The 24,543-nt window shown below is 41.2% G+C and carries 23 protein-coding genes; 11 read left to right on the top strand and 12 right to left on the bottom strand.

What is annotated here, in order from left to right:
• The first annotated feature begins 203 nt into the window (after positions 1 to 203).
• A complete protein-coding gene (locus ABC374_RS04620) occupies positions 204 to 770 on the top strand; it encodes a DUF2777 domain-containing protein (RefSeq protein WP_063232220.1) in 567 nt (188 codons plus the stop codon).
• A 55-nt stretch (positions 771 to 825) separates the two neighbouring features.
• On the opposite strand, the gene ABC374_RS04615 is transcribed toward ABC374_RS04620, so the two are convergent.
• From ABC374_RS04615 to ABC374_RS04600, 4 genes are all read right to left on the bottom strand, one after another.
• Positions 826 to 1,170 carry a YisL family protein gene (locus tag ABC374_RS04615; RefSeq protein WP_350301710.1) on the bottom strand — a complete coding sequence of 115 codons (345 nt, stop codon included), beginning with the start codon at positions 1,168 to 1,170 and terminating at the stop codon, positions 826 to 828.
• A 133-nt stretch (positions 1,171 to 1,303) separates the two neighbouring features.
• Positions 1,304 to 2,485, bottom strand: coding sequence for a DUF418 domain-containing protein (locus ABC374_RS04610; protein ID WP_413016217.1), 1,182 nt, complete (start codon positions 2,483 to 2,485; stop codon positions 1,304 to 1,306).
• Positions 2,486 to 2,517: 32 nt separating this feature from the next.
• Entirely contained in the window at positions 2,518 to 3,792 is a 1,275-nt protein-coding gene (locus ABC374_RS04605) for an MFS transporter (protein WP_413016215.1), read from the bottom strand.
• A gap of 306 nt (positions 3,793 to 4,098) precedes the next feature.
• A complete protein-coding gene (locus tag ABC374_RS04600) occupies positions 4,099 to 5,691 on the bottom strand; it encodes a long-chain-fatty-acid--CoA ligase (protein WP_413016213.1) in 1,593 nt (530 codons plus the stop codon).
• Between the two features lie 223 nt (positions 5,692 to 5,914).
• Between ABC374_RS04600 and ABC374_RS04595 the strand changes: the two genes are divergently transcribed.
• The 6 genes from ABC374_RS04595 (at position 5,915) to ABC374_RS04570 (ending at position 7,882) form a co-directional block, all read left to right on the top strand.
• Positions 5,915 to 6,145, top strand: coding sequence for a spore germination protein (locus ABC374_RS04595; protein ID WP_413016211.1), 231 nt, complete (start codon positions 5,915 to 5,917; stop codon positions 6,143 to 6,145).
• Positions 6,146 to 6,158: 13 nt separating this feature from the next.
• The gene (locus ABC374_RS04590) at positions 6,159 to 6,365 is read left to right on the top strand and encodes a spore germination protein GerPB (RefSeq protein WP_350301707.1); all 207 of its coding nucleotides are present in this window, start codon (positions 6,159 to 6,161) and stop codon (positions 6,363 to 6,365) included.
• A gap of 83 nt (positions 6,366 to 6,448) precedes the next feature.
• On the top strand, positions 6,449 to 7,060 hold the full coding sequence (gene gerPC, locus ABC374_RS04585) for a spore germination protein GerPC (protein WP_413016209.1): 612 nt from the start codon (positions 6,449 to 6,451) through the stop codon (positions 7,058 to 7,060).
• The gene (locus ABC374_RS04580) at positions 7,050 to 7,229 is read left to right on the top strand and encodes a hypothetical protein (RefSeq protein ID WP_034314611.1); all 180 of its coding nucleotides are present in this window, start codon (positions 7,050 to 7,052) and stop codon (positions 7,227 to 7,229) included. The genes gerPC and ABC374_RS04580 overlap by 11 nt, the downstream gene beginning before the upstream one ends.
• Positions 7,230 to 7,234: 5 nt before the next feature.
• On the top strand, positions 7,235 to 7,642 hold the full coding sequence (locus ABC374_RS04575; protein WP_413016207.1) for a spore germination protein GerPE: 408 nt from the start codon (positions 7,235 to 7,237) through the stop codon (positions 7,640 to 7,642).
• Positions 7,643 to 7,663: 21 nt separating this feature from the next.
• On the top strand, positions 7,664 to 7,882 hold the full coding sequence (locus ABC374_RS04570) for a spore germination protein (RefSeq protein ID WP_413016205.1): 219 nt from the start codon (positions 7,664 to 7,666) through the stop codon (positions 7,880 to 7,882).
• Between the two features lie 44 nt (positions 7,883 to 7,926).
• Here the strand turns inward: ABC374_RS04570 and trpB are convergent, their stop codons facing one another.
• The 5 genes from trpB to ABC374_RS04545 all read right to left on the bottom strand — a co-directional run bounded on the left by trpB (position 7,927) and on the right by ABC374_RS04545 (position 17,847).
• On the bottom strand, positions 7,927 to 9,090 hold the full coding sequence (trpB, locus tag ABC374_RS04565; RefSeq protein WP_413016203.1) for a tryptophan synthase subunit beta: 1,164 nt from the start codon (positions 9,088 to 9,090) through the stop codon (positions 7,927 to 7,929).
• A gap of 123 nt (positions 9,091 to 9,213) precedes the next feature.
• Positions 9,214 to 12,954: a helicase-exonuclease AddAB subunit AddA gene (gene addA, locus ABC374_RS04560; protein ID WP_413016201.1), complete on the bottom strand. Its 3,741-nt coding sequence runs from the start codon at positions 12,952 to 12,954 to the stop codon at positions 9,214 to 9,216.
• On the bottom strand, positions 12,947 to 16,444 hold the full coding sequence (gene addB, locus ABC374_RS04555; RefSeq protein ID WP_413016199.1) for a helicase-exonuclease AddAB subunit AddB: 3,498 nt from the start codon (positions 16,442 to 16,444) through the stop codon (positions 12,947 to 12,949). The genes addA and addB overlap by 8 nt, the downstream gene beginning before the upstream one ends.
• Before the next feature lie 191 nt (positions 16,445 to 16,635).
• Positions 16,636 to 17,199, bottom strand: a complete 564-nt coding sequence (gene lepB, locus ABC374_RS04550; RefSeq protein ID WP_350301701.1) for a signal peptidase I — start codon at positions 17,197 to 17,199, stop codon at positions 16,636 to 16,638.
• A 33-nt stretch (positions 17,200 to 17,232) separates the two neighbouring features.
• Positions 17,233 to 17,847: a TVP38/TMEM64 family protein gene (locus ABC374_RS04545; RefSeq protein ID WP_350301700.1), complete on the bottom strand. Its 615-nt coding sequence runs from the start codon at positions 17,845 to 17,847 to the stop codon at positions 17,233 to 17,235.
• A gap of 288 nt (positions 17,848 to 18,135) precedes the next feature.
• Here ABC374_RS04545 and ABC374_RS04540 point away from each other — a divergent pair, with 288 nt between their 5' ends.
• The 3 genes from ABC374_RS04540 (at position 18,136) to ABC374_RS04530 (ending at position 20,990) form a co-directional block, all read left to right on the top strand.
• Positions 18,136 to 18,507 carry a YhjD family protein gene (locus tag ABC374_RS04540; RefSeq protein WP_350302809.1) on the top strand — a complete coding sequence of 124 codons (372 nt, stop codon included), beginning with the start codon at positions 18,136 to 18,138 and terminating at the stop codon, positions 18,505 to 18,507.
• Between the two features lie 1,424 nt (positions 18,508 to 19,931).
• The gene (locus tag ABC374_RS04535) at positions 19,932 to 20,771 is read left to right on the top strand and encodes a ComEC/Rec2 family competence protein (protein ID WP_350301699.1); all 840 of its coding nucleotides are present in this window, start codon (positions 19,932 to 19,934) and stop codon (positions 20,769 to 20,771) included.
• A complete protein-coding gene (locus tag ABC374_RS04530) occupies positions 20,772 to 20,990 on the top strand; it encodes a DUF3006 domain-containing protein (RefSeq protein ID WP_057275817.1) in 219 nt (72 codons plus the stop codon).
• A 47-nt stretch (positions 20,991 to 21,037) separates the two neighbouring features.
• On the opposite strand, the gene ABC374_RS04525 is transcribed toward ABC374_RS04530, so the two are convergent.
• On the bottom strand, positions 21,038 to 21,601 hold the full coding sequence (locus ABC374_RS04525) for a competence protein ComK (RefSeq protein WP_413016196.1): 564 nt from the start codon (positions 21,599 to 21,601) through the stop codon (positions 21,038 to 21,040).
• A 320-nt stretch (positions 21,602 to 21,921) separates the two neighbouring features.
• On the opposite strand from ABC374_RS04525, the gene ABC374_RS04520 reads away from it, so the two are divergent.
• Complete coding sequence (locus ABC374_RS04520; RefSeq protein WP_137017118.1) at positions 21,922 to 22,158, top strand: IDEAL domain-containing protein; 237 nt, start codon at positions 21,922 to 21,924, stop codon at positions 22,156 to 22,158.
• A gap of 72 nt (positions 22,159 to 22,230) precedes the next feature.
• On the opposite strand, the gene ABC374_RS04515 is transcribed toward ABC374_RS04520, so the two are convergent.
• Positions 22,231 to 23,040, bottom strand: coding sequence for a YitT family protein (locus ABC374_RS04515; protein ID WP_350301697.1), 810 nt, complete (start codon positions 23,038 to 23,040; stop codon positions 22,231 to 22,233).
• Positions 23,041 to 23,180: 140 nt separating this feature from the next.
• On the bottom strand, positions 23,181 to 24,446 hold the full coding sequence (locus ABC374_RS04510) for a M48 family metallopeptidase (protein WP_350301696.1): 1,266 nt from the start codon (positions 24,444 to 24,446) through the stop codon (positions 23,181 to 23,183).
• Between the last annotated feature and the right edge of the window lie 97 nt (positions 24,447 to 24,543).

The raw sequence follows: 24,543 nt of genomic DNA, 5'->3' as shown, positions 1-24,543 counted from the left end.
CTTTAGTATCATTCCGTAGGATCCCTGCCCACAACGCCCGGCGTCGTTAATGAATTGTTGAGCAAAGCATCCCGTGTTTAAACATAGCCTATGCAAAGACGGAAAGATGGTTATTTGTCCATAATATTTTAAAATATACAGTTATATTTTCATTGGATTTTGACTAAAAAGTAGGTGAGGATTCCACTATTGGAGGTATATGTATGAGTCAGCAACAACGAACTAAGTTAATGAACAGGCAAACAAGAGCTTTTACCGAAGGAACAGTGGAAAATATCAATCAACAATGGATTTTTTTCGATGATGAAACAGATGAGGCCTGCTCCATTGAAGACCACGTTGACAGCATCATCGAAGTCTACAGGGGTGGGCGCTGGCAGCAAGGAGTAGTTGAAGAAGAGGGGAAAATCCTGCTTCACCGGGAAATCACCTTCTTAAGGGAAAATGAGCCCATTCGGATACGCAAAAAACTGCTCTACTCTTTTGAACGTTTATTGGAAGAATTGAACGACGATTCCTTTTTCCAATTTGTAACGACATTGAATTCACTTGATTTTTCTATTTATGATTGTATATATAGCTATAACCAGCTCACTTTTTTAAGGGCCGTCCCAAACCAGTCCGGCGTGAATTTCTTCACCTTTGATAACGAGAGCCAAATTTGTCTCGTTCAGCACCACTTTTCTTACGGGAAAAAGGATCATGATCGTTTTGAATTCACCCTGAACACCGGAAAAAGGATCGTCATTGAGAAAGTGAATTCACAATAACGGGTAAAAGAAAACGGGTAAATGAGATTTCCTCATTTACCCGTTTTTCATTTATTTATTTAAAAATATACAATCCTTGTGGCAAGGAAAGCCCTAAATAAAGGACGAATACAAGCGCTACGATGAACAATATCCACATGGCACCTGTGCTTTTTCCTTTTTTCGTACGGACCAGCACCATTTCCATCGCCGCAATCACGATGATTCCAACAATCATTTTCACTGCGTAAGCACCAAAATCAGTGATCAGCATGCCGCCAGTAAGGAAAATCAATAGATAGAACAATCGTGTTATCATATGTAGCATTTTCGCTTTCGGGTTTTCACCTTTAAGCATCGAATATGTGACAAAGAAAAGAATGATTCCGATAACCCAAGCTGTAATATGCATATGTGTCATTTTTTTGCCCCCTCGTTCAGTTTCCATTTCATCATATCATAGGCTTTTACAAAAAAACAAAACTAAGGATCCACCTGAATGGGTAAAACCAACAATTTAATGAACATCATTTACATTTCTTCTTAACTGGTCCTCAACGGCGCATAACCGGCTTTTTACCATATGTAAAAAAACGCCATATATATTCAACCGGTCCGTAATTAAACAGACCCATCCACAATAAGGAAAGCAGAATTTGCAGGCAAAACAGGGCTATTAGGAAAACAAAACCTGTCGTATAAGAGACTGATCCATATAAACCAAGCCCATATGAATAAAAAATGGCCGTACATACCATCGATTGGAACAAGTAATTGCTCATCGACATCCTTCCGATATACGAAAGCGGGTATAACAGGCGGGAAGCCCCTGCCCGCTCCGCCAAAAGCGCGATTGCCGTGATATAAAAAATCGTAAGTAACGGTCCTCCCAAATAATCCTGCACGAATATCGTACCAAAATGGTATACCGTCACATATGGCAGAATCTTTATTGACATGCCCAATAGCAAGCTTACAATCGATATCGCTTTCAATTGTCGTTTATATTGGGTTGAATTTTGGAGAAAGCCTTGTTTTGCAACACCTGCTCCCATTAAAAAAAACGGAAAAATCGATAAAAAAAGGATAATGGTATTAAAAGGGTTGTTCACCATATACCAATCCAGCGCCCTTTGACTCATCAGTTCCGTAAATGTACCAGATTGATAAACTTCCAAAGACTGTTTCATCATCGCCGAATCAGTCGTAACCGCCATCCCTTCACTATCAAAAATGCCCATTATAAGAAATAGAGAACCCAATATCGCAAATGGCAGGACATAACAAACCGAGCCTAGCAGAATTAAATTCCTGCCCTTCATCTTATAAAAAAACAATAAGGCAAACCCAAATACAGCATAATTAATGAGGATGTCCCCATGCCAGATGAAGAAAGCATGAATGCATCCAAGTATCAGCAGGAAACTTAGCCTTTTCATATATAGTAACGGAAATGAAATACCCTTTTCTTCACTCCTTACTGCCAAAATGATTGCCCCGAAACCGAACAGAAAGGCAAATAACGGATAAAAGCTGGCCTGTGCGACGATATCACTGAATCTGTACAAAATCCTGTCCCATCCTCCGGACCACCGCTCGGCACCGTCTATGTACAAGAGCGGAGAGTGGAATGAAGGCATATTCACTAAAAAAATCCCTAAAATGGCTAATCCACGTAAAATATCGATGCTTACGATCCGTTTACTTTCCTGCAATGGTACCATCGTGTCCTTCATAGGTACACCCTCTTTCATCCATACAGATTTTTCTATAACTCCATTGCACCATCTTTAACTTTCGTGACCGCTTTTTGCTTTTTTATCAGTATGACAAACAAGCTGCCCAATAAGCAAAAGATTCCTGCAAGGAAGAATGCCCATGTATAGGAGTTGAATATTTTGAAGATAAGCCCTCCACCGTACGCCGCCACTGCTGCACCGACCTGATGGGCCGCGAATATCCACCCGTATACGATCCCGCTTTTCTCCATGCCAAAGACTTGCCTTGAAATGCTTATGGTCGGAGGAACGGTGGCAATCCAATCCAACCCATAAAAAACGGAAAAAATGATCAATAGGCCGATTGAGCCTTCATTTAGCGCAAAAGGAAGTAATACGAGGGAAGCACCCCTTAGAGCGTAATACCAAAACAAAAGCCAACGGTTATCAAAACGATCTGATAACCACCCGGATACAGTCGTACCAATCAAATCAAAGATTCCCATGAAAGATAGCAGTGATGCTGCCGTCACAACCGGTAAACCAAAACTAATGCAGTAAGAAATGAAATGTGTGCCGATCAACCCGCTTGTTGAAAGTCCGCATATAAAAAAGCTTCCTGCCAATAACCAGAATTCCTTCACTCTCACTGCTTCAATCAACGACTGAAAGGCCATGGCGATGGGGTTCTTCTTTTGGACTGTAACAGCCTCCAGATTTTCCTCTTCTAATCCATATGGAAGGGTGCCCACTTCCTTCGGATTGTTTTTCATGAACAAAAGGATGATTGCCAGCATGATCAAGCTAAGGACCAAAATTAATCCGATCGCCCATCTCCACGAGTAATTCTCAATGATGATGGCTAAAACCGGAAGTAAAATGAGCTGACCTGTGGCCGTACTTGCCGTGAGTATCCCGACCGCCAGTCCCCGCCTCTTCTCGAACCAACGATTTGCCACATATGGGCTCAATACCGTTAAAAACACTCCAGAACCCAATCCAATGATAATTCCCCAAATAAGAATGAGCTGCCACTCATGCTCCATGAAAAAAGTGAGTAAAATCCCTGCCAATAAAGTGGACATGGCCAATACCATCATTTTCTTCAATCCAAGCACTTCAATTAGAGCGGCCATGAATGGACCCGATAATCCATATAGAAACAAACTTATGGCGAAGGCTAAAGAAATGACGGACCGGTCCCACCCGAACTCATTTTCAAATGGAACGATGAATACTCCCGATGATGACCTAACGATTCCGGCTACAATAATCGAGAAGAATGTTATGATTAAAATAACCCAGCTATAATGAATACGTTTCAATGCTCTCCCCCACAATCCAAGACTCTTACAATAAATGATGAAAAATGAAAATTATAATAATTTGAAATATTTTATAATAATAACACTTTCTCGTTAAACAGGATGCTTTTTACCAAAACAAATTCCAATCTCTTGAATGACCATCCTTATCCAACAATGGCATGAGTTACTGCGGCTTATTTACGAATGCAAAAATATCGCCCCCGCAATCTTCATTTATCCGATATCTTCATAGCTTAATATGAATCCCATCGAACGGGCAAACAGAAAAAAACGCTGATCATTTCTGAACAGCGTTAGCGAGCTTCAATTGACGAATCTGCCTGTTTTCCCCTTAGATTCCCAGTAATCATTACGGAGATGGATTTTTTGTATTTTCCCCGATGCCGTTTTCGGAAGCTCATCGACGAACGACACACTGGTAACTGATTTGAAGTGAGCTAGTTTTTCCCGTGTGAAGGCCTTTATATCATCCTCCGTTAAATCCACGCCCCTTTTTGGCACAATGAAGGCATGCGGCGTCTCTCCCCACTTTTCATGGGGAACGGCAATGACTGCCGCTTCAAGAATGTCCGAATGTTCGTAGAGCACTCCTTCCACTTCTATGGAAGAGATATTTTCTCCGCCACTAATGATGATATCCTTTTTGCGGTCAACGATATCCACATTGCCATTTTCATCGATGGTGGCCATATCCCCTGTATGCAGCCATCCATCTCTCAATGTCTGGCTGGTCGCTTCTTCATTTTTCCAATAACCTAACATCACTCCATGACTGCGGACGATGAGCTCCCCGATATCCATGCCATCATGGGCCACTTCCTCACCATTGTCATGGATGACCTTTACCTCACTGCCTATGATGGGATACCCAGCTTTCGCCTTCATTCTGTATTTTTCTTTTTCCGAAAGATCGTCGAATTCAGAACGAATCAGCGATATCAGACTAACCGGTGTCGATTCAGTCATTCCGTAAATTTGAATGAATTCCCAGCCTAACTCTTTTTCCACCCTTGTAACGAATGCAGGAGGCGGAGCGGAACCCGCAACAACGATTCGAATATCCTGCTCGAGATTCGGAACATTCCGTTCATAATATTGAAACAAAGAATTCAGAACCGTTGGTGCCATATGCATGATGGAAACCTTATGCTTTTGTAATGCATCAAATATCGTTTCAGGGCTGGTTTTCCTCAAACAAACTTGAGTGGCACCATTTGCCGTATAATAAAATGGGGCACCCCACCCATTCACGTGGAACATCGGCAGTACATGCAAATATGTATCGCGGTCATTGACCCTGAAATGATGCATCGCACCCAGGGCATGTAAGTAGTTGTTGCGGTGAGTCAGCATCACCCCTTTAGGATTCCCTGTGGTCCCGCTAGTATAAAGGAGGCTCGAAACATCATTTTCATCCACGGTCTCCCGGTTAAAGCACTTGTCATCATAACATTCCAGCCAATGGTTGTAATCGATTTCATTTATCTCTTCATCTTTATAATGAACAATTATGTGCTCCACCGATTCCAATTCATCCTTGACAGGGGAAATAAGGTGATACAATTCCTGATCTACGAAAAGGACCTTTGACTCGCTATGGTTCAAAATGAATACATAGTCGGCAGGCTTCAAGCGGATATTCAAGGGAACGATTACTGCCCCAAGCTGAAATACCCCATAAAAGCCTTCAAGCATTTCAATTGAGTTAGGTGCCAAATATGCCACCTTATCACCCTTTTTGACTCCAAGATCCCTTAAACCATTTGAAAGCTGGTTTACACGGCCGTTCAATTCTGCGTAGGTTAATACCTTGTCATCTCCAATGATGGCTTTCTTATCGCCATATAGTAAGGCTGCTCGATCTAAGAAATGCGATAATACTAATGGAACATTCATATCCTCACCTCTAGTTTTATTTGAAAATTCTGAATTAGTATTATATTACCATATCTGTTTATAACATTTCAATAATATCCATCAGTGTTATATAACAATATATTGATAGGCAGATGAATCACATCAATCATCAGTCAACATACAATACATTGAAACTCCCTTCAGTGATAGGCTCATGGCCTGAGATTCAGGGGAAAACCAGAATAAAAAAAGGGTGATTTTCTTGCCGGCCATCGTAGGAGTCGTTCAAGTCATCAACGTCGGTAGCAGTGGAATTGTCCATATTGGTGACGTCTTTAAAATTAGTCCCTATTCCACCTCAAAAACGTTTGCAGGTGCTGGCTCGTTTAATACGGGTGAATCCATATCCCTTTATAATGCCTATAGCACCACGAATACAAATGATACAGATGGTGTTGATCAGCCACTGGTTCTTAAATCTCTAATGTTTTAAGAAAGGAGTCAGCATGATCTTCAATATTCACCAGACCATACAAATCAATATGATAAAAATTGAAAGCATCGCCAATTCATCCGTTTTTCAAATAGGAAGTGCCGGGGTGATCAAACCATATTCCACATTGGCCAATACCGGTGGATTCACTGAGCCTGCTCCCGCAATTGAAGCCGATGTAATCCCATTAACCAGTTTCGTCCCGTTTACACCCTCCTAGTTCATAGGCATTCACCTACCTCCAACTTTTTCATATACTGTCTTATATGAGATTAACTTATTGTGAAGGTGGGGTGTTGAATCGTGAATCAGGATCTCTATTCATATTCCATACAAATGCAGCGTTTCCTTGAAGCCCAGGATAAACGGATCATGAAACTTGAACACGAACTCAAACGCCTGACAGATGAAATTGCCGAGCTGAAAAATAAACCACCAATCCATGTGGATAAAATTGAATATAAATTCGATCAGTTAAAGGTCGAATCTTTAGATGGAACATTGAATATCGGTTTAAATCCAACTGACCTTAACAACATTGATGAATTTGCCGTCAACAACCAACCCATCCAACCAGCACCTAACCTATTTCCAGGCAGGGAAATCGTCGTCCAGGAAATTCACAACGATATACTTTCAGACTTGGAAAATATGATCAACGATGCGGAAACCCAGCTGAAAATATCATTGGAACCCTCTTATCATGACTTCATTAAGCAAGACGTCGAGCGCCAGCTTCATCAACGAATCAATATGTATTTCGATAATCTTTCTTACGCCGAACGTACACCGCAGCAACGGGATAATATCAAGGAAAAGATCAGGGAAAAGGTGAAATCCGATATTCAAACTGCATTATTCCAATTCATTACCCATTCACAAGCCGAGACAGGAGGAAATCCAAATGGAGTTTAATGTAACCAATCACCAGCTTTGTGTAGGTGATATAAAAATTACCGGTGTAGCAAGCTCTGCTTTATTTCTCATAGGGGATGTACAAACGGTCCAATTATCTTCCGCATTCGATACCCCGCCGGAATCCCTTATCATCGGGCCATTCGTGCCTCTTTCTCCAGAAGGATAAATAACATGTTTTCTAGAATATCAAAAGTAAAATCTTTATTATCCGACACGGTATCATTCAGCTCCACCCTGCAAATTGGGGATACTTCATATATAGATGGAAATGCCCTGGCTATAGCCGTTCAGAAGAAAAGTGAAACTTTCGATTCAGCGGATATTCATTTCGAGAACTATGACATTTTTAAGAAACCACTTTATATCCCGAGATTGAATGAACCAGTCATATCAAGTTTTTCAAATCCTAATCCCTTCATACGGGTCGGCAATATCAATATAATCGGGATATCAGCCTCATCTGTCGTTGGTGTGGGGAACGTAGGCCATGCACGTATGGAATCAAGAGTGAAGCATATTCGGGAGGTTCCTAAAAAACCCGAAGAGACACCAATCGATGATTCAACCAACAACACTTAAATTTTAAAAGGAGGGGTTCATATGCCCGCCATTATCGGCCCAATTCAAATATTTAATGTCGCGGAAGGAAATCTGTTATTCGGTGATTGCGCCGTCATTTCCCCTAAGTCTTCCTCCAAATCCGTTAGCGGATCTGGCTCAGGGAACACGGCTGCAATCGTTTTTACGGCCAATGGCCTGAATGGAAGCAACGTCCTTGATGTCAATGGGGTCGACCAACCCATTACAGGGAATAATTAGTCATAGAAAAAGCCTCCCATTTCCAGGAGGCTTTTAAATTCGGCTTATTTCTCTAACATGTTAAATACTTGCTCAACATCTTTGTCTCCCCTGCCTGATAAATTAACGATCAGTATATCATCTCTTGTTAACTCTTTTGCGAGCTTCATGGCGTGAGCTAGAGCATGTGAGCTTTCGAGAGCCGGAATGATGCCCTCTGTTTTGGATAATACCTGAAAAGCTTCAAGAGCTTCTTCCCCTTTTACCGTCACATACTCCGCTCGTCCGCTTTCTTTCAAAAAACTATGCTCGGGTCCCACGCTCGGGTAATCCAAACCGGCAGCTATGGAGAATGTCGGTTTTGGTTCCCCTTGTTCGTCCACTAACGTCAAACTTTTGAATCCGTGCAATACTGCTGGTACACCTTGCGAAATACTTGGGGCTTCAATTGGCTCTACGCCAATTAAACGGACATTGTCTTCATCAATATAATGAGCAAAAGCACCGATCGCATTACTTCCCCCTCCTGCACAAGCAATGATGGCAGTTGGCAGTTTTCCTTCCTTTTCAAGGATCTGGCGCTTCGATTCTTCACTTATGATTGATTGGAAATGTTTAACGATCGTTGGATATGGGTGTGGTCCCACTGCTGAACCAAGCAAGTAAAAAGTATTTTCATAGTTTTGCACCAAATCATTCAATGCCTCATCAACGGCATCCTTCAATCGACCCTGTCCCTTTTCGACCGCTACGACTTTTGCCCCCAGCAATTCCATCCGAAAGACATTCAATGCTTGCCTCTCCGTATCCAGCTTACCCATATAAATCACACACTCCATGCCAAACATCGCACATGCAGTCGCAGTCGCCACACCATGCTGTCCAGCGCCAGTTTCTGCGATGATGCGTTTAGCACCCATCCGTTTAGCGAGCAGGATTTGTCCGATCGCATTATTAATTTTGTGAGCACCTGTATGATTCAGGTCTTCACGCTTCAAGTATATTTTTGCCCCGCCAACCTTTTTCGTTAAATTCTTTGCAAGTGTTAACGGGTTTTCGCGTCCGACATATTCTTTCAGATAATATTGAAACTCCTCAATGAATTCCGGGTCATCCTTATATTTCAGGAATTCCGTTTCTAAAATATCCATAACTTCCTGAAGTTCACCCGGTACAAAGCTTCCGCCGAACTCACCAAAATATCCCTTGCTCTTGATCTCACTCGTCATACTCTTCTCTACTCCTTTAAAAAGGTATTTTTCTCCACTAGTATATAGTAAGCATTTATATCTTTTCAAACTATTCCGTTTATTCAATCAAAAAGAAGCGTCCCACATCAATGGGACACTCCCTCACTCTTTTACTTCCAATAAATGCGAGCCGTCAAAGAAAAACAAGTAACGGCCGGTTACCTTCTTATTCATGATCCCTTCAACAGCCCGCGTATAAAGCTGAAGCTGCATCCGGTATCGATCGGCAAGAATCTCTTTAGCCCCTTCATACCCGTTGGCAAAACGTCCGGTGATTGTATCCGTTTTATAATCGAGAAGCACAAGACCTTGTTCATCCTCAAAGATACAATCAATAACACCTTGGATTAGTATCTCTTCATCTCCAGCTGCCCAATCGCTGTAAGCTTCCTTTGCAGGCAGCGACATCGTAAATGGCACTTCACGGCGAAGGTTCACGGCCTCTAGCATTCTTTGTCCGATTTCACTGTCAAAGAAATCGACGATCGTCTCAGGGTCCACAGCTTCTTTCTGTTCCTCCGTCAACAGCTCACGTTGAATCAAGTCAACCATCAGTTCCTGAATTGACTGAATGGTAATCTCTTTAGATAAATCAATATGCTGCATGACTAAATGTGTAATCGTACCCCTTTCAGCAGGAGTCAGTGACTTTTCTTGCATGAAAGTCGGCCGCTTCGTGATAGGCCGCTTAAATTTACGCAATAGCTCTGTGGAGCTTTGCTCGTCCTTTAGTTCATATTGACGTTTTAGTTCAGAAACGGATTGCTTGGAACGATACACCGTCGCCTCATGCTCGGGGTACTCCCACTCAAGCTGTTCCTTGATATCATCATAAAACTCGGAAACGATACCGACCTTCTCCGATTTCTGGACATGTTCAAGCATTTGCTCTTGAACCAGTGCCTCTTCCTCATCCAGAACAGCAAGCTCTTCACTTGGAATGACGGAAATGGACCAATTCGATGGGTGTGATTCCATTTCCAAGCCAAGACCTGCAGCCCCAAGAGAATCCCGATGGCGGACAAGGGATGGACCAATCCAATCAAGATAACTTTTTGCACCTGCCCGTACATAGTCCTTCAATAGCCAATCTCCATGTGCCGCATTACTTTCCCAGTTCTGCTGCGTTTTTTCTGCATCATTGATACTGGCAATCAAATAAAGCTTTTCCTTAGCCCTCGTTAGAGCCACGTAGAGGACACGCATCTCCTCGGCAATTAATTCAAGCTGCTTTTTTTTCTTAAAAGCCAATTGAGGGAGGGATGGATAAGTTATCCGTAATTCGGAATTAACATACTTTGCCGCAAAGCCATAATCCTTATCCAGTAAATAGGGCTTGCGTAAATCCATCATATTGAATTGCTTGGAAAGACCGGCAATGAACACGATCGGGAACTCAAGCCCCTTTGACGAGTGAATCGTCATCAGCCGGACTACATCTTCCTGTTCCCCTAAAGCACGAGCTGCCCCTAAATCATCTCCGCGTTCTTGCATCCTTTCTATGAAACGCAAGAAACGGAACAGACCGCGGAATGAACTTGCTTCATATTGCCTTGCCCTGTCATACAGCGCTCTTAAATTGGCCTGACGCTGTTTGCCGCCCGGCATCCCACCTGCAAAATCATAAAACTGCGTTTCGCGGTATAGCAGCCAGATCAAATCTGATAATGCCTCCTGCCTGGCAATCTTCCTCCACTTCACTAGTTTTTTATAAAAAGCAGTAGCCTTTTCATAAAGCCCCGGATGTTCTTCCGGGTCACTCTTTCTGTAAAAATCAGCTAGCGCTTCGTAGTAGCTCCCTGTATGGAATAAACGCACCTGTGACATCTCTTCTTCATCCAGTCCGACGATGGGTGAACGGAGAACGGATGCCAATGGGATATCCTGTTGCGGATTATCAATCACCTTCAATAGGGAAATCATGATGGCCACTTCGGTCGCTTCAAAATACCCTGTCGATAAATTGGCATAGACTGGAATCCCTTGTTTTTTAAATTCCTCCATGATTTGCGGTGCCCATGGCATCGAACGAAGAAGAATGACCATGTCCCGATAGGTGGCAGATCGGTACTTTTTGGTTTTCGTATCATATATCCTATGCTTTTCGCTTATAGCCTTTTTAATGAGCTTTGCCATCTGCCTTGCTTCGAGCTGCGCTTTTTCAAGCTCCTCGGCCTCAAACCCGCCATCCGATCCTTCCGTTTCCGAATGTGCTTCCGGATCGGCTGTTCCGTCAATTAAATGGAGTTCGATTGGGTTTGGATCGTCTTCGGGATATGGGGCGCCTTTTTTCAATTGGGCATCTTCATCATAATCAATCTCACCGACAGTAATGCCCATCAACTGTTGAAACAAGAAATTGGTCCCATCGAGAACTTCTTTTCGGCTCCGGAAATTGCGGTTTAAATCAATTTTCAGTCCGGAATCAACACCATCATGGGTAAAACGTGTGTATTTTCCAAGGAAGAGATTCGGTTCCGCAAGCCTGAACCGGTAAATGGACTGCTTGACATCGCCTACCATGAAAAGATTCCCATCATATTCGCCGTCTGCCGTCACAAGTTTTAAAATGGATTCCTGAACCAGGTTAGTATCCTGGTACTCATCCACTAGCACCTCTTTGAACTGGTTCCTGTATTCAATGGCTGCCGCTGAAGGTTTTCGTTCACCATCCATCGTTTCCCCTGTCAAAATTTGAAGACAATAATGTTCCAAATCGGCGAAATCCACCAAGTTCTTTTCTGCTTTTGCAGCAAAGAATCTTTCGTCAAACCGTTTAACAAGCATTACAAGTGTATCGACATATCCCTTGAGCTCCCTTATATCCCTCAAGTAGCTTTCCGGTTTACGGGTAAATAACTCTTCCTGTAACGATTTGATGATTTTCTTCGCCTTATCACGGTACTTGGTAGCCTCATCCGTAATTTCTTTGATAAACTCCGCACCAGAAAGGCGTTTTGCCGTCCCAAATTTCACGTTTTGGATTTCTTCATAAAGAGCATTCCAGGATTGGTCCTTCAACTCTGAAAGTTTAGCAACCATGGCAAGATCGGCTATATAGTTTTCAGCCCTTGGTGCCGGCCCCCCAGGGATTTTTGTCAACGCAAGCGAGCGTTCCAATAAATCCCTGGAGGTGTCCAATTGTAAACCGATATCGAACTTCAATGAATCGATAAACGAAAGATCATCAATCCCATCATCATCTGCCAGCTCATACATGCTGGCGGCACCATCAAGCCATCGGTCCGGGTCTGGATTCGATTGTGAAAAATCATGCAGCGATCGAACGATATTCTGAAGTGCATCATCGTTTCGATCGCTAGTGAAAGCATCAACCAAATTAAAGAACTCTTCATTATCACTTTGCCCATACTGCTCCTCGAAAAGCTCTTCCATCACTTCATCACGAAGCAATTGGATCTCCGTAGAATCTGCAATCCGGAAGCCCGGGTCGATATCCGTCAGATAATAATACTTCCTGATTACCTCTAAACAAAAGGAATGAAGCGTGGAAATCGAAGCACGATTAATCAAGCTCAACTGCTTACGCAAATGCTGTGAATGCGGATTATCATTGATCGCTTTTTCTAATGCCTCACTTATCCGATGACGCATCTCGGCAGCTGAGGCATTGGTGAATGTAACGACAAGCAGTTCATCAACATCGATTGGATCTTCTTCTGAAATGACTTTTTGAATGATCCGGTTGACCAGCACCGCTGTTTTCCCTGAGCCTGCTGCGGCCGCAACCAGAATGTCCTGATCTTTAGCCCATATCGCCTTCCATTGATCTTCCGTCCAAGTCACGTCTCCTGGCAGAGCAGGAATTTTCGTTTTACTCATCGCTCTCACCCTCCCCCCTTAATAGCTTAAGAACATCATTTTGTTTTTTCTGTGCCAAATTCCTGAATTGGTTCTCCTCCAGTGACTGGTCGAATTGGCATACAGATTTAAAGGAACAGAAGGTACACGGCGTTTTTTCCTTTAGTTTGTATGGCGTTATATCGACATCACCATCGACCATTCGATCACCAGCCTCCTGATAAATACGGCGCACATGATGATTCAGAAGCGAAAACTCTTCCCTGCTTGCAACTTTGGAAGCCGCAAGGAGCGATCCGTCCTTTTTAAATCCAGCTGGAATGATATCCGACTTACCAGGATTTTCAATATCAAGTGAGGTATCCATCATTTGAATGACATTTGAATGATCCAGTACAAGTCCATTCATTTTAAAGCTTTTATAAATTTCTTCTTCAATTTTATCCAAGCTGAGCATTCCCTTTGATTTGACAACAGGATTATGCACATGAAAATATAAAACCCCGGCAGGGATCGCTTCTTTTCCAATAAGCGACTTGGAATGGGTGACGACGATATCAAGGTATGTCAACATCTGCAGCGCGAGTCCATAATATACTTCACTCATGTTCAGTTCCTTTTCACTCGACTTATAATCGAGCACACGCAAATAGACACCCTCATCTTCTTCCGCTTTATCCACGCGGTCGATCCGCCCGATCAATTCCATCTTCGTACCGTTTTTCAATGTGAAAGAAAGTGGCGGCAGCTCGCCATTTTTTCCGAATCCGAGTTCTAATCCGATTGGGGCAAAACCGCTCACCTTTGCATGTTCACTTAATACGATCGAGGCCCGTCCAATCACGTGTTCCAGTTTCCTGCGTAAATAGTGATGGCGATTCGTACTTAACAAAATCTGATTTTGGAGTTTAGGAGCAAGTCTCTCCACGGCAATTCTGGCCAGCTCCAAGCATTGTTCCGAAGTCAATGTAGACCAAGGAATATCATGTTCCTTTAAGTAATCGGAAATCATTTTCAACGCTCCATGGAACATCTCGCCTATATCCGGCGCATCCAAACGGAAAATTTGCCGTTCCCTCAATTTCAAGCCATGAGCGGCATAATGGGAAAACGGGCAGCTATTGAACATTTCCATCCTGGATACACTCGTAAGAATGCTCTCACCGTATAATTGCTTACTTGTTTCCTCAGATAATTTCTTTGTCCTATTTTGATAAAAAAGGCTCGATAAAACCTTAGTTGCTGAAGGACCGGCCTTTTCATCATCAATAATGGCATTATATACATCCCACCATAGTGAATGGATTGGATAGTTCCTTTTTTTCAACTGCAATTGGGCAGCCAGGTACGATAGGGCCACATCATGATTCGCAGCATATTTCACCTGTTCCTCATCAGGCAGATCGGACGGATCGTTCATATAATACACTTCGGAAACGTTAGGCAATACGTCCCTTACCCGTTTTAAATAGGATGAGGGTAAAAGTGCCTTTCCTTCCTCATCGGCAAGCGGATATGATAGATAAAGGGCCTCAGCAGGCGTAGTGAATGCTTTGTACGCTGTAAACTCCTCATCCAGCAGGCGCACTTTTGAACTTGGGGCAACATCAAGTCCACCAGCCAGCAGCACATCACGATCACTATCTGAAAATATTCCGTCAGATACAGCTTTTCCTGGCAGAACCCCTTCGTTCAGGCCGATAACAAAAGCTGTCTTCACATCATCCAGGCGGGATAAATCTAGGCTGGCGACCAATACTTGGTCAATTGCCGGCGGTACCAAAGAAAATTCAAGAGATTCCAGACCAGCTTCAATGATTACCGCAAACTGTTTCATGGAAAGCTCTTCCCCGCTCAGCAGTTCAACGAATTGGTCCAATAGGTCGACAACCGCATTCCAAGTTTGCTCATGCTCTCTTGCCGATACCAAATCACCTGCTTCTTCTGCCTCCAGTTTCAGCTTTTCCAATTTTTCAGGTACATGCAATTCTTCAAGATATAGATAAAGGGCTTCACACAATTCCCTGCCATTAGCAGCTTTTTTAACACGTTTTGAGAGCTTCAAGATGGGCTCGGTAAATAATTGCTTCATCTCATTCAACTCTTGCTCAAGCTTCATTTCCTTATCCGTTTGGTTCCGGTCCTCGAGTTCCAGGCCGCGGAATCGCCTGTAGGTCCAACGATCTTTGGACGTCCACCTGCTTCCTTTAATGCCGCGGGCCAGCACATAGTTCTCCAGCTTATCTACCTGTTCGCGCATCCTATCGTGATTTTTTTGCAGCGGAAATAGAAGCTCCGTCTTGATTGCACGAAATACCGGCTCATAACGCCAATAGCCATTGATGATCTCCAAAGTGGAACGAATCAGTTCAATCAGAGGATGATTCAGCATCGTCCGTTTGGAATCGACGAACAAGGGTATTTGATAATCCCGAAAAACGGTTTGTAAAATATCTGCGTATGCTTCCCCATTACGGACTAAAATCGCAATATCACGGAAGCGGTGCTGTTTCTGTCTGACCAGCGACAAGATGTCCCGGGCAACTCCCTCAATCTCAGCTCTGCGGTTAACTGCCTGGGCGATCGTTACATCAGGTGACTGCTCAAACGTTTGTGCAGGACGAATGGCAAAATAAGTTTCCAGATGATTCAGCCCTGGACTCTTTCCAAACCTTTCCGTCCCTTTTAAGATTCGATCTTCTGAAATCGGTATGCCATTCCTCAATCCAGCCTGATAAAGGTGATGATAAAGATTTCCCGTTTGCCTGAACAGCTGCAAATCATCCGGTGCATATTGCCTGTAGGGCTGATCTAACGTCAGTGAGATCGTTACACTCCTGCACAACTTCATCATTTCTTCCACAATCAATAATTCCTGTGGAGTTAAGCTATAAAAACCATCGATGTATATATCCGCATTCCTTATATATGAAGACTCTGGCATTTTCTCGATCAGCAAAGTGAAGTAGTCTTCGGAGTCTAAATATTTGTTGACCATTTCATCCTCAAAAGCCTGATAGACCAATTCAAGATCATGCAGTTTATCCTGAATGCCGCTGCCGGCCTGTGAGGTTTCTGCCAAATAGTTTTGAATGTCATCAGGCTGGATGCAATACTGCTTGAATTCAGCCAGCATTAGCTCCATCTGTGCAATGAACCCCTGCTTATCAGCAGATCGACGAAACATCTTTAACTCTTCCTTTTTATCATCCATGATCTTCCGTATCAACATATTGACGCCGACACTGTCCAAATGCAGCCGGCTCATCCCCCCGGTTTCCTGAAGGACTCGCCATGCAAGCCTGCTAAAACTGAAAACCTGTGTCCGGATCATTCCGGCAAGGCCTGGTGTTTTAATTAGTTTATATTCAGATAGAAACGTCATCTGATCAGGAACGAGGTAGATAATTGGATTTCCTTCGGGATCTTCTGCCAATTTGGAGCGGATTTCGTCCAATATATTCGAAGTTTTCCCTGCACCCGATCTTCCCAGTAAAAAACGGAGTGACATCTCTTTTTCCCCCTTACAACATAATATCTAGACCCATCATACCAGAAATACTTTCGTCTCTATGACTAGGTTTCTGTTTCCAATTAGATTTACTTTCTATTATTTTACCGTTTCCCTTCAAAAAACACCAATCGTACGTTCGCATTTTTCCCCCAAAAGAAAAAGCCCACATAATTTTTGGGCTTCCACAATCATTCACCTGTAAATTTAAAATTGAAATCATTGACCGGCCAATATCGAACATCCACTTTACCGACAACATTTTCAACCGGTATATAACCAAAGTGACGGCTGTCAGCACTTTCAAGACGGTTATCACCCATGACAAAAAGCTTGCCCTCCGGAACTTTGGTCATGTCCGTCAATTCTTTTAATGTAAAATCACCCGTAAAATCCTGTTCTGGGAAACCTTCCTTGAATTTCTCAAGATAAGGCTCATCCACTTTCTCACCATTTACGTAAAGCCAATCATCTTTATAACGAATTCGGTCACCTGCAATCCCTATAACTCGCTTAACATAATCTTCTTGTGAATTCGCATGAAAAACAATAATGTCAAAACGGTTGATATCATGAATCTGGTAATTGATTTTATTCACGACAAGTTTATTTCCATCTTCAAGGGTCGGCTGCATCGACTTCCCTTCAACATCATAGCTTGAAAAGAGAAATGTACGGATTAAGATGTAAATAACAAAAGCTATCATCGCTGGTTTTATCCAATCGGATAAAGAATTCTTGTTTGTTTTTTCCATCTAGTTCAACCCCTACTGCATTTATATATTAATTTATTGTCCTTCTTCTCTCTTCATGCTTTTATTTAACCTGACTTCCAGTCTTTTACCTACATACCATAGGATAAAGATGACGATTCCGATAATGATCGTTCGCACAGGTTTATGAATCAATGATACTAAATCGTAACCTACGAAGCTAATCGTAAAAATCATCACCGCTTTCCCACCCACTACTGCAAGTCCATATTGCAGCATACTGACTTTTGAAAGTCCTGCCACGATATTAACGATAGCCGAAGGTGTAAAAGGGAAGCAGAGTAATATGAACAAAGGACCGAATCCATGGCTCTCAACCCAAACCATCAGCCTCTGCACCTGTTTATGCTTTTGCAAAAATCGGAAAAACCTCATTTGACCATATCTTCTAATAATCCAAAAGATCAAAAAAGACCCTGCTACCGCACCAATCCAAGAAAATAAAAATCCCCACCAGAGACCAAAAGCCGTTGCATTAGCAAGCACGAACACCACTAAGGGCAAAAAAGGCAAAAAAGCTTCCAGCATCGGCAGCAAGATCCCAGGAATTGGACCGAATGAGCGATATTGCTGAATAAGTGCCGATATATGATCAAGTGTAAACCACTCACGTATAGTATCCAAATCCATAATTATCTCCCTCGACATGCTGCCATCATTGCAGCATAAACTTATTAAAAACTGTTTATTTTAGATATATCACTTTCCCCTGAAATTGCAAGAATTATTATCCATATATCTTCATACTTTCCCTATCTCCGGAAAACATAATCTTGTTAACGAATATTTCTTGATTTATCAAAACTGCTTGCAAATACACTGAAAATACATTAGGATAAAAATAGAACACACGTTCTTATTTTACGGAATATACATACTATTATTAAAAACGCGCTATTTTAGAAAGGGGCGGTCATGATGACCCGCATTCCAGAAGATGACCGAAATATGATTGAAAAAGCCATCTACCTCCCTATGGTTATTACAGTCTTAAACCGGGATCTCAAGGTCATCGAAATTAGTCCGTTTAAATTAAAAAGGCCCTATTCGGAGCTAGTCGAACATATTTTAAAAGTGGTTCAAGACGAACTTGCCGAGGTACGGCGCTATTTGCGCAAGGAGAATATTAAGGTTAGTGAAATCAAACGCGATGAATCCTTCACGATGTATTGTTTTTTATATAAAGGATACGAGGAACATCATAATTATTTCAATCCCCGCCTTCGCAACAAAACAGAAGACTTGTTATGTCATTACTTTTTCGAAAAAAACCACCGTTCAAGGAATTAGCGGGTACAGGCAACCTCCGTAAATGTTTGTGTCCATGAATGTGGATGTTTGGAGCCTTAGATCATCCAATATCTTATATGAGAAAGTTACGCTTAATCAGTCAATATAGGAATTATCGTAACGGAATGTTTCGGTTAAGAATAAGCTGATAATGTTTTTTATTTAAAACTTTATCAGCAAATGATATTCCATCGAGTGAATTTGATTTTCTGATTGAACTACACTCTGTAAATGCTTCTTGATTAATTGCTAAACATATTTAATTATATCCAATCATAGCAACATTTCACTAATATATGGTGTACAATCTATTAGATCTAATTGGAATAGCAGAAAGTATTTTGTCTAAACACAGTATATTGCACCGATTTTCATTTTCAAAACTTTTGTTAAAGGGATTTATCCAGAAGAAACACATAACAAAGAAGACGGAAAGTACAGGCCTCCCGAAGAGTTAGCTGAAAGAGATAATAAGGGTTACATAGAGACAGAAATTATACATATAAATCTTCGTACCCTTATATTGATTTACGGCAATACGCTTTAAATAATGATATACGGGTGCTGTGAAGTGCAGTCCAAATAAAGACGGGGGAAATTATGAAAAAGAGCAGCCTTATAATGAATTCTATACTTGGATATATTGCACTAGGAGTATTCGTTATTGGTTATATTAGAAGTATACCGGTATATAACTATATAATTCTAGGTTTTGAAGTAGATTACATTATTCTTACATTAGGAACGTCTTTCATTTTTGGATATATATATTACCTTGAGAAGCAATTAAAGGTCCCCCAAAAGGCACTTTTTATTGGGAGAGCATGTTTTTTTATCACTTTAATAGGTAGTTTCATTTTAGAAGTGATTTGAATTCAGCATTCTCCCCCCCTCTATTTCTGAACCATTTGAGAGAAGAAGACTGTACACATTCCAGTAACTTTATGATACCTACACTTAAACTGTGTGCAGCTAACTTCTACAAATTAGAAAATTACTGTAAAAATGCTCTATCCTAAGGAAGCAAAAGAGGAACTGTTTGTATATCGATGGTTTTTCAAAGAAGGCTCTGAAACATAAAAAAGAAACTTAAGATTTAATGGATGAGTTATTTGAAGATTAATTCTGATGCCCTTCTCATATGAGAAGGGCTTTTGGTTGTGACTTTTGCTAAAGTAAACATTGATATGAATGATCGTATGAAAGAATCATTCCATCATCCGCCTGTAGAATATCATCTTCTCCATATTGAAAACTCAGGTACATTCCCCTTCTTCACCAGCGACAATTCCCCATAAATACCCAGGACCATTTTACCTAACCACGATTCTGACACCCGCTTCATTTTTTTATCACAAAGAAAATTATGTCCAAATACCCATTTTTCGATTTACACATGGTAAATTATTATTTGGAGGGGAAAAATGAAAAAAATAAATATTCTACTGGTTGCTGTTCTTGTTTTGTCTTTATTTACTGGACTTAAAACAACTGAGGCAGCCTCAAATGTAAAGGTACATTTCATCAATGTTGGACAAGGAGATTCCATCCTTATTCAAACCGGTAACGAAAACGTTTTAATTGATGGCGGCGGTAAAGGAAAGGGCGACGAAGTTGTAGCCTACCTAAAAAAACAAAAGGTGAAAACACTTAATGCATTAGTATCCACTCACCCAGATGCGGATCATGTGGGCGGTCTGGCTTATGTGATTAAATCGCTTAATGTAAAATCTGTGTATGCCCCTAAAGTTTCTCATACTACCCAGGCATATAAAGACTTTTTAACTGCTGTTAAGCAGAAGAAGCTTACAATAAAAAAAGCTCAGACTGGCGTGGAAATCAACACTAAAGCTAAGGATAATTCCCTTAAATTCATTGCACCTGTTAAAGAATATGCCAAGTCTGACTTAAATAATTGGAGTGCAGTCCTTTTACTTAAACACGACAAAAAAACATTCTTGTTTACAGGTGATGCTGAAGAAAAATCAGAGACAGATATGCTGGCTAAAAAACTGGTACCAAGTGTGGATGTACTTAAAGTCGGCCATCATGGTGCAAAAACATCAACTAGTTCAGCATTCATTAACAAAACAAAACCGAAATACGCTGTAATCAGTGTAGGAAAAAATGGCTATGGGCATCCTACTTCCACTGTTATAAAACGGTTGAATTCAGTGAAGGCCAAAACTTATCGCACAGATAAATCAGGTAACATTATTTTTACTTCTACAGGTCAGAAAATTACTGTAAAGACGGTGAAATAAATGGTACAAGGAATTATTGACCGCTTCGAAGGAAAGATCGCTGTCGTTGAAATCGATGGTGGTGACATGAAGGATTTTCCTAAAAGCGCTCTCCCAAAGGGAGCAAAAGTAGGAGATATGCTGATTATCGATGGTGATACCATCACCATTTCCAAAGAGGGCACTGAGAAGTTAAGAAAAGAAATTGACGATCTAATGGATGAATTATTTGAAGATTAATTCCTGGGCCCTTCTTTAATAAGAAGGGCTTGCTTTGGTTTGACTGTTTAACGCGGTATATACTTTGACAGTACCTCTGAAGCCTTGACCCCATTTGCTTCGGTGAACAGATAGAATGATTTCCTCTTTGTTTCCTCAATCCTCTGGATCAATTTCGTTTTTAAAAAAGAAGTCCGGTGCAGCTGGTTTTCGAAAGAACTGCATGATACTGCTATATCGATGGTTTGTCTATTCCTGAATGTGATGGTAGTATGTTTGGAATCCAGGCGGTCATAGGATACCACATGCTCATGTGATAACCAGATGCATTGAGGACGCAACGGAGAAGTAGTGGGAAAGAAGAAAATCGAACTGGTCGGATCGATCGCAATAGGCGCTTTATTTGTGATGTTTATAAGCTGTTTTGTGCCTTGCTTGCGTCCTTCATAACTTGACCCGAAGAACTCACAGCTTTTCTTTATTATTTCCAAAGGTTTAAACGGGGATATGAACTCGTCCTCCATTTCAACGATACGGGCATATATTTTACTGCCGTAATTGATTGGCGAAACCATTAATGTATGTGGCGTGATTTCATATTCCTCGATGATTCCCTGATTGTTTTCCTTCATTTTTAATCCACCTCTTCCTCATTGCTAAACACCGCTTTTACTTTACCAAAGCTTATACCCTTAATTGCTTGTACCCTTCCAATCCCCATTGCCGAAGAAAAGTGAATGGAGATAATAAATGTATGTTAAATTACTGACTATAATAGCACAACCCTTGAACATAAAAAGTAAGTTCACAAAAAATTAAAAATTCTTTTATATAGTGGCTTTTTCTTCATCTAAACGACACATTCTCCATTAATATTTAAATTTTTTAAATTTTCAGTTGATTTTATCCACTCAAATCCATATAATAATAAAAAGGGTCAGGGGTGGTAACTTTGAAAAATGAAAAATCTTATTCAGAGTCAGTGAAGTCCTTATCAATGAGCGAAATGAAAAACGATGCCGTGGTTCAGGAAATGTTAATTGATATGATTATTCAGGAAGCCGTCCTTACTACCAAAAAGAATATCCTTGCTAAACAGATCGATGAAGCCTTGGATAAGAAAAACAAACCTTTATTCTTAAAACTAAGTTCTGAAATGAACGTTTTACTAAAACAGTTTGGAAATTAAAATGCATGATTTATAAACAGCCTATTGATCAAAAAAGCCTCCCATAATGTTGGGAGGCTTTTCTGATTATCATCACTCTTTATGAAACATCCCCATGACCTCGGATGTTTCGGTAATATTGACAAAAGCATTCGGATCAACTTCTTTTATCATCGTTTTTACATCGGTTAACTGATAACGTGTAATGACTGTCATCATTACTTTACTCTTTTCTCCTGAATATGCACCTTCACCATCCATGACTGTAATACCACGATATAGGTTGGTCAGGAGCTTCGTTTTCATTTCGTCACTCTTTTTGGTCACGATCATCAATGTTAATTTAATGTGATTGGAATGGATCGTATCGATCACCTTTCCTGCTGCATAAATGGAAATCAGCGTATATAATGCGGCATCCCAACCGAAGATGAAGCCTGAGATAACCACCACAACTCCATTCATCACCGAAAGCAATGTACCAAGTGGAAAGTCGCTCTTCTTAGCCAACAGCATGGCAATGATATCAAAGCCGCCCGAAGACCCCGAAGCACGAAAGATGATGCCTATGCCGAATCCCGATATGATTCCGCCAAATAAAGAAGACAAAATCGGTTCAGTGGATATTCCGTGAACTGGAATGAGATATAAACTGACGGAAATCACGACAACTGATAATATCGTATATGTGATAAAACGTCTCCCTAATTTCAGGTATCCAAGAATCAGCAATGGCAGGTTCATCAGAAAATTCAATATCCCTGTGTTGACTGGGGTGATGATTCCGAACATGATCGCAAGTCCACTAAGTCCGCTGCTTAAAATTAAATGTGGTATCAAAAATAAGTTGTAGGCCACTGCCACAAGCACTGAGCCTATAGTAATGAAAAGTACATTATACATATCCGATCTCCTTAAAACGAACTGGGAATTTAATTTATTATAGTAGAGAACCTAAGATTTTTAAAAATAATAGTTTTTTCTGAAAACAACTACAAACTTACTTTCCGAAGAAAAAAAGCCAGCTGGTTTTCAGCTGGCTTTCAATCACCCTTTGTATCTGCATTTTCAACCGTTGAAATCCGTTCGAGCATGGTCGGATGGGAATACCGCAGCCATTTAACCAGGAATGGCGGGTTGACCTGACTCAAACCCGACCTCGTGAGTTCCTGGAACGTCGTGATTGCTGATTCTTTATCCCCGGTCATTTCAATGGCGTAACGGTCAGCCCTTGTTTCTTGATATCTGGAAACATAATTGGACAGCGGACTCGAAGCAAAGAGCAGCACAGACGTTATCAAGAGAAATAATGGAAGGGATGATATGCTGTCAACCGAACGAACCTTTAACAGATGGCCCCAGCGTCTAATGATAAAATTCATGATTTTCGATGTCAGCCACAAACCGATTAAAGTCAGTCCTAAATAACCGGCAATCCCTATATAAATGTGCTTTTCCACATAATGAGCCATTTCATGTGCCATGATAAAAAGGATTTCATCTTCCTTCAGTTTGTTCAGGGTCGTATCCCAAAGAACTATTCTTGAGTTGGAACCTATGCCGGTCACGTATGCATTCAAGGCATTTGTCTTTTCCGCCATATTTACTTCATACACGTGTTCAGCTGGAATTTCAGCCTGTGAGGCAAGTGCCAATATTTCCGTTTCCAGCTCTTTATTTTTGAGCGGATAGAATTCATTGTACAGCGGATCAATCACTACAGGCTGAACAAACATCAGGAACAAGGTAAATGGAATGGACAACATCCAGGCATAGAGCCACCACTTCTTCACACTTTTCTTCATTAACCAATATAAAACGGAAACGATGATGAACATCATCCCAAAATTCACCCAGAATTCGATGACTCCATCCTTCATCCACGAGGTGAAACTTTGTGTACTTATATGGTAACTTTTGCTCATCCGATATCCAATGAAACTGATTGGAAACAGTGCCAGGTAAGAAATAACGGAAAGCCAGAATAAGTAAATGCCCGTTCTGATCGCTTTCCACCTCGAGACTGCCATTGACGACTTTTCAAATGCTTTTGATAAACCAAATAGTAAAATGAAGAAATACAGCAGCCATTCATATGGCGTGGATACGAAAAAAATGAAATTCCGCAGTCCTGAATATTCTTCGCTAAGCTTTAGTTCCCTTGCATTCAGGAATGTTGCAGGATCTGCTGCAGTTCCACGCAAAGCTTCGGGAATGGAGGTATCAGCTCCATAAAAAATATACCAATACATCGCTGCTGCATAAAGGATATATAATAGAATCGCTCTGCCAGCCCATTTTCTGACCATGATGCCCCTCCTTAAACGAATCTCCCTCTTAATAGTTTAATCCAAAATGGACAGGTTAGAACCGCATTTCCCTTCTATATTATTTATTCCTTTCAAT

The organism is Peribacillus phoenicis, from assembly GCF_047238085.1.
In the GTDB taxonomy this organism is placed as follows: domain Bacteria; phylum Bacillota; class Bacilli; order Bacillales; family DSM-1321; genus Peribacillus.
This window is presented reverse-complemented; position numbering and strand designations above follow the sequence as displayed.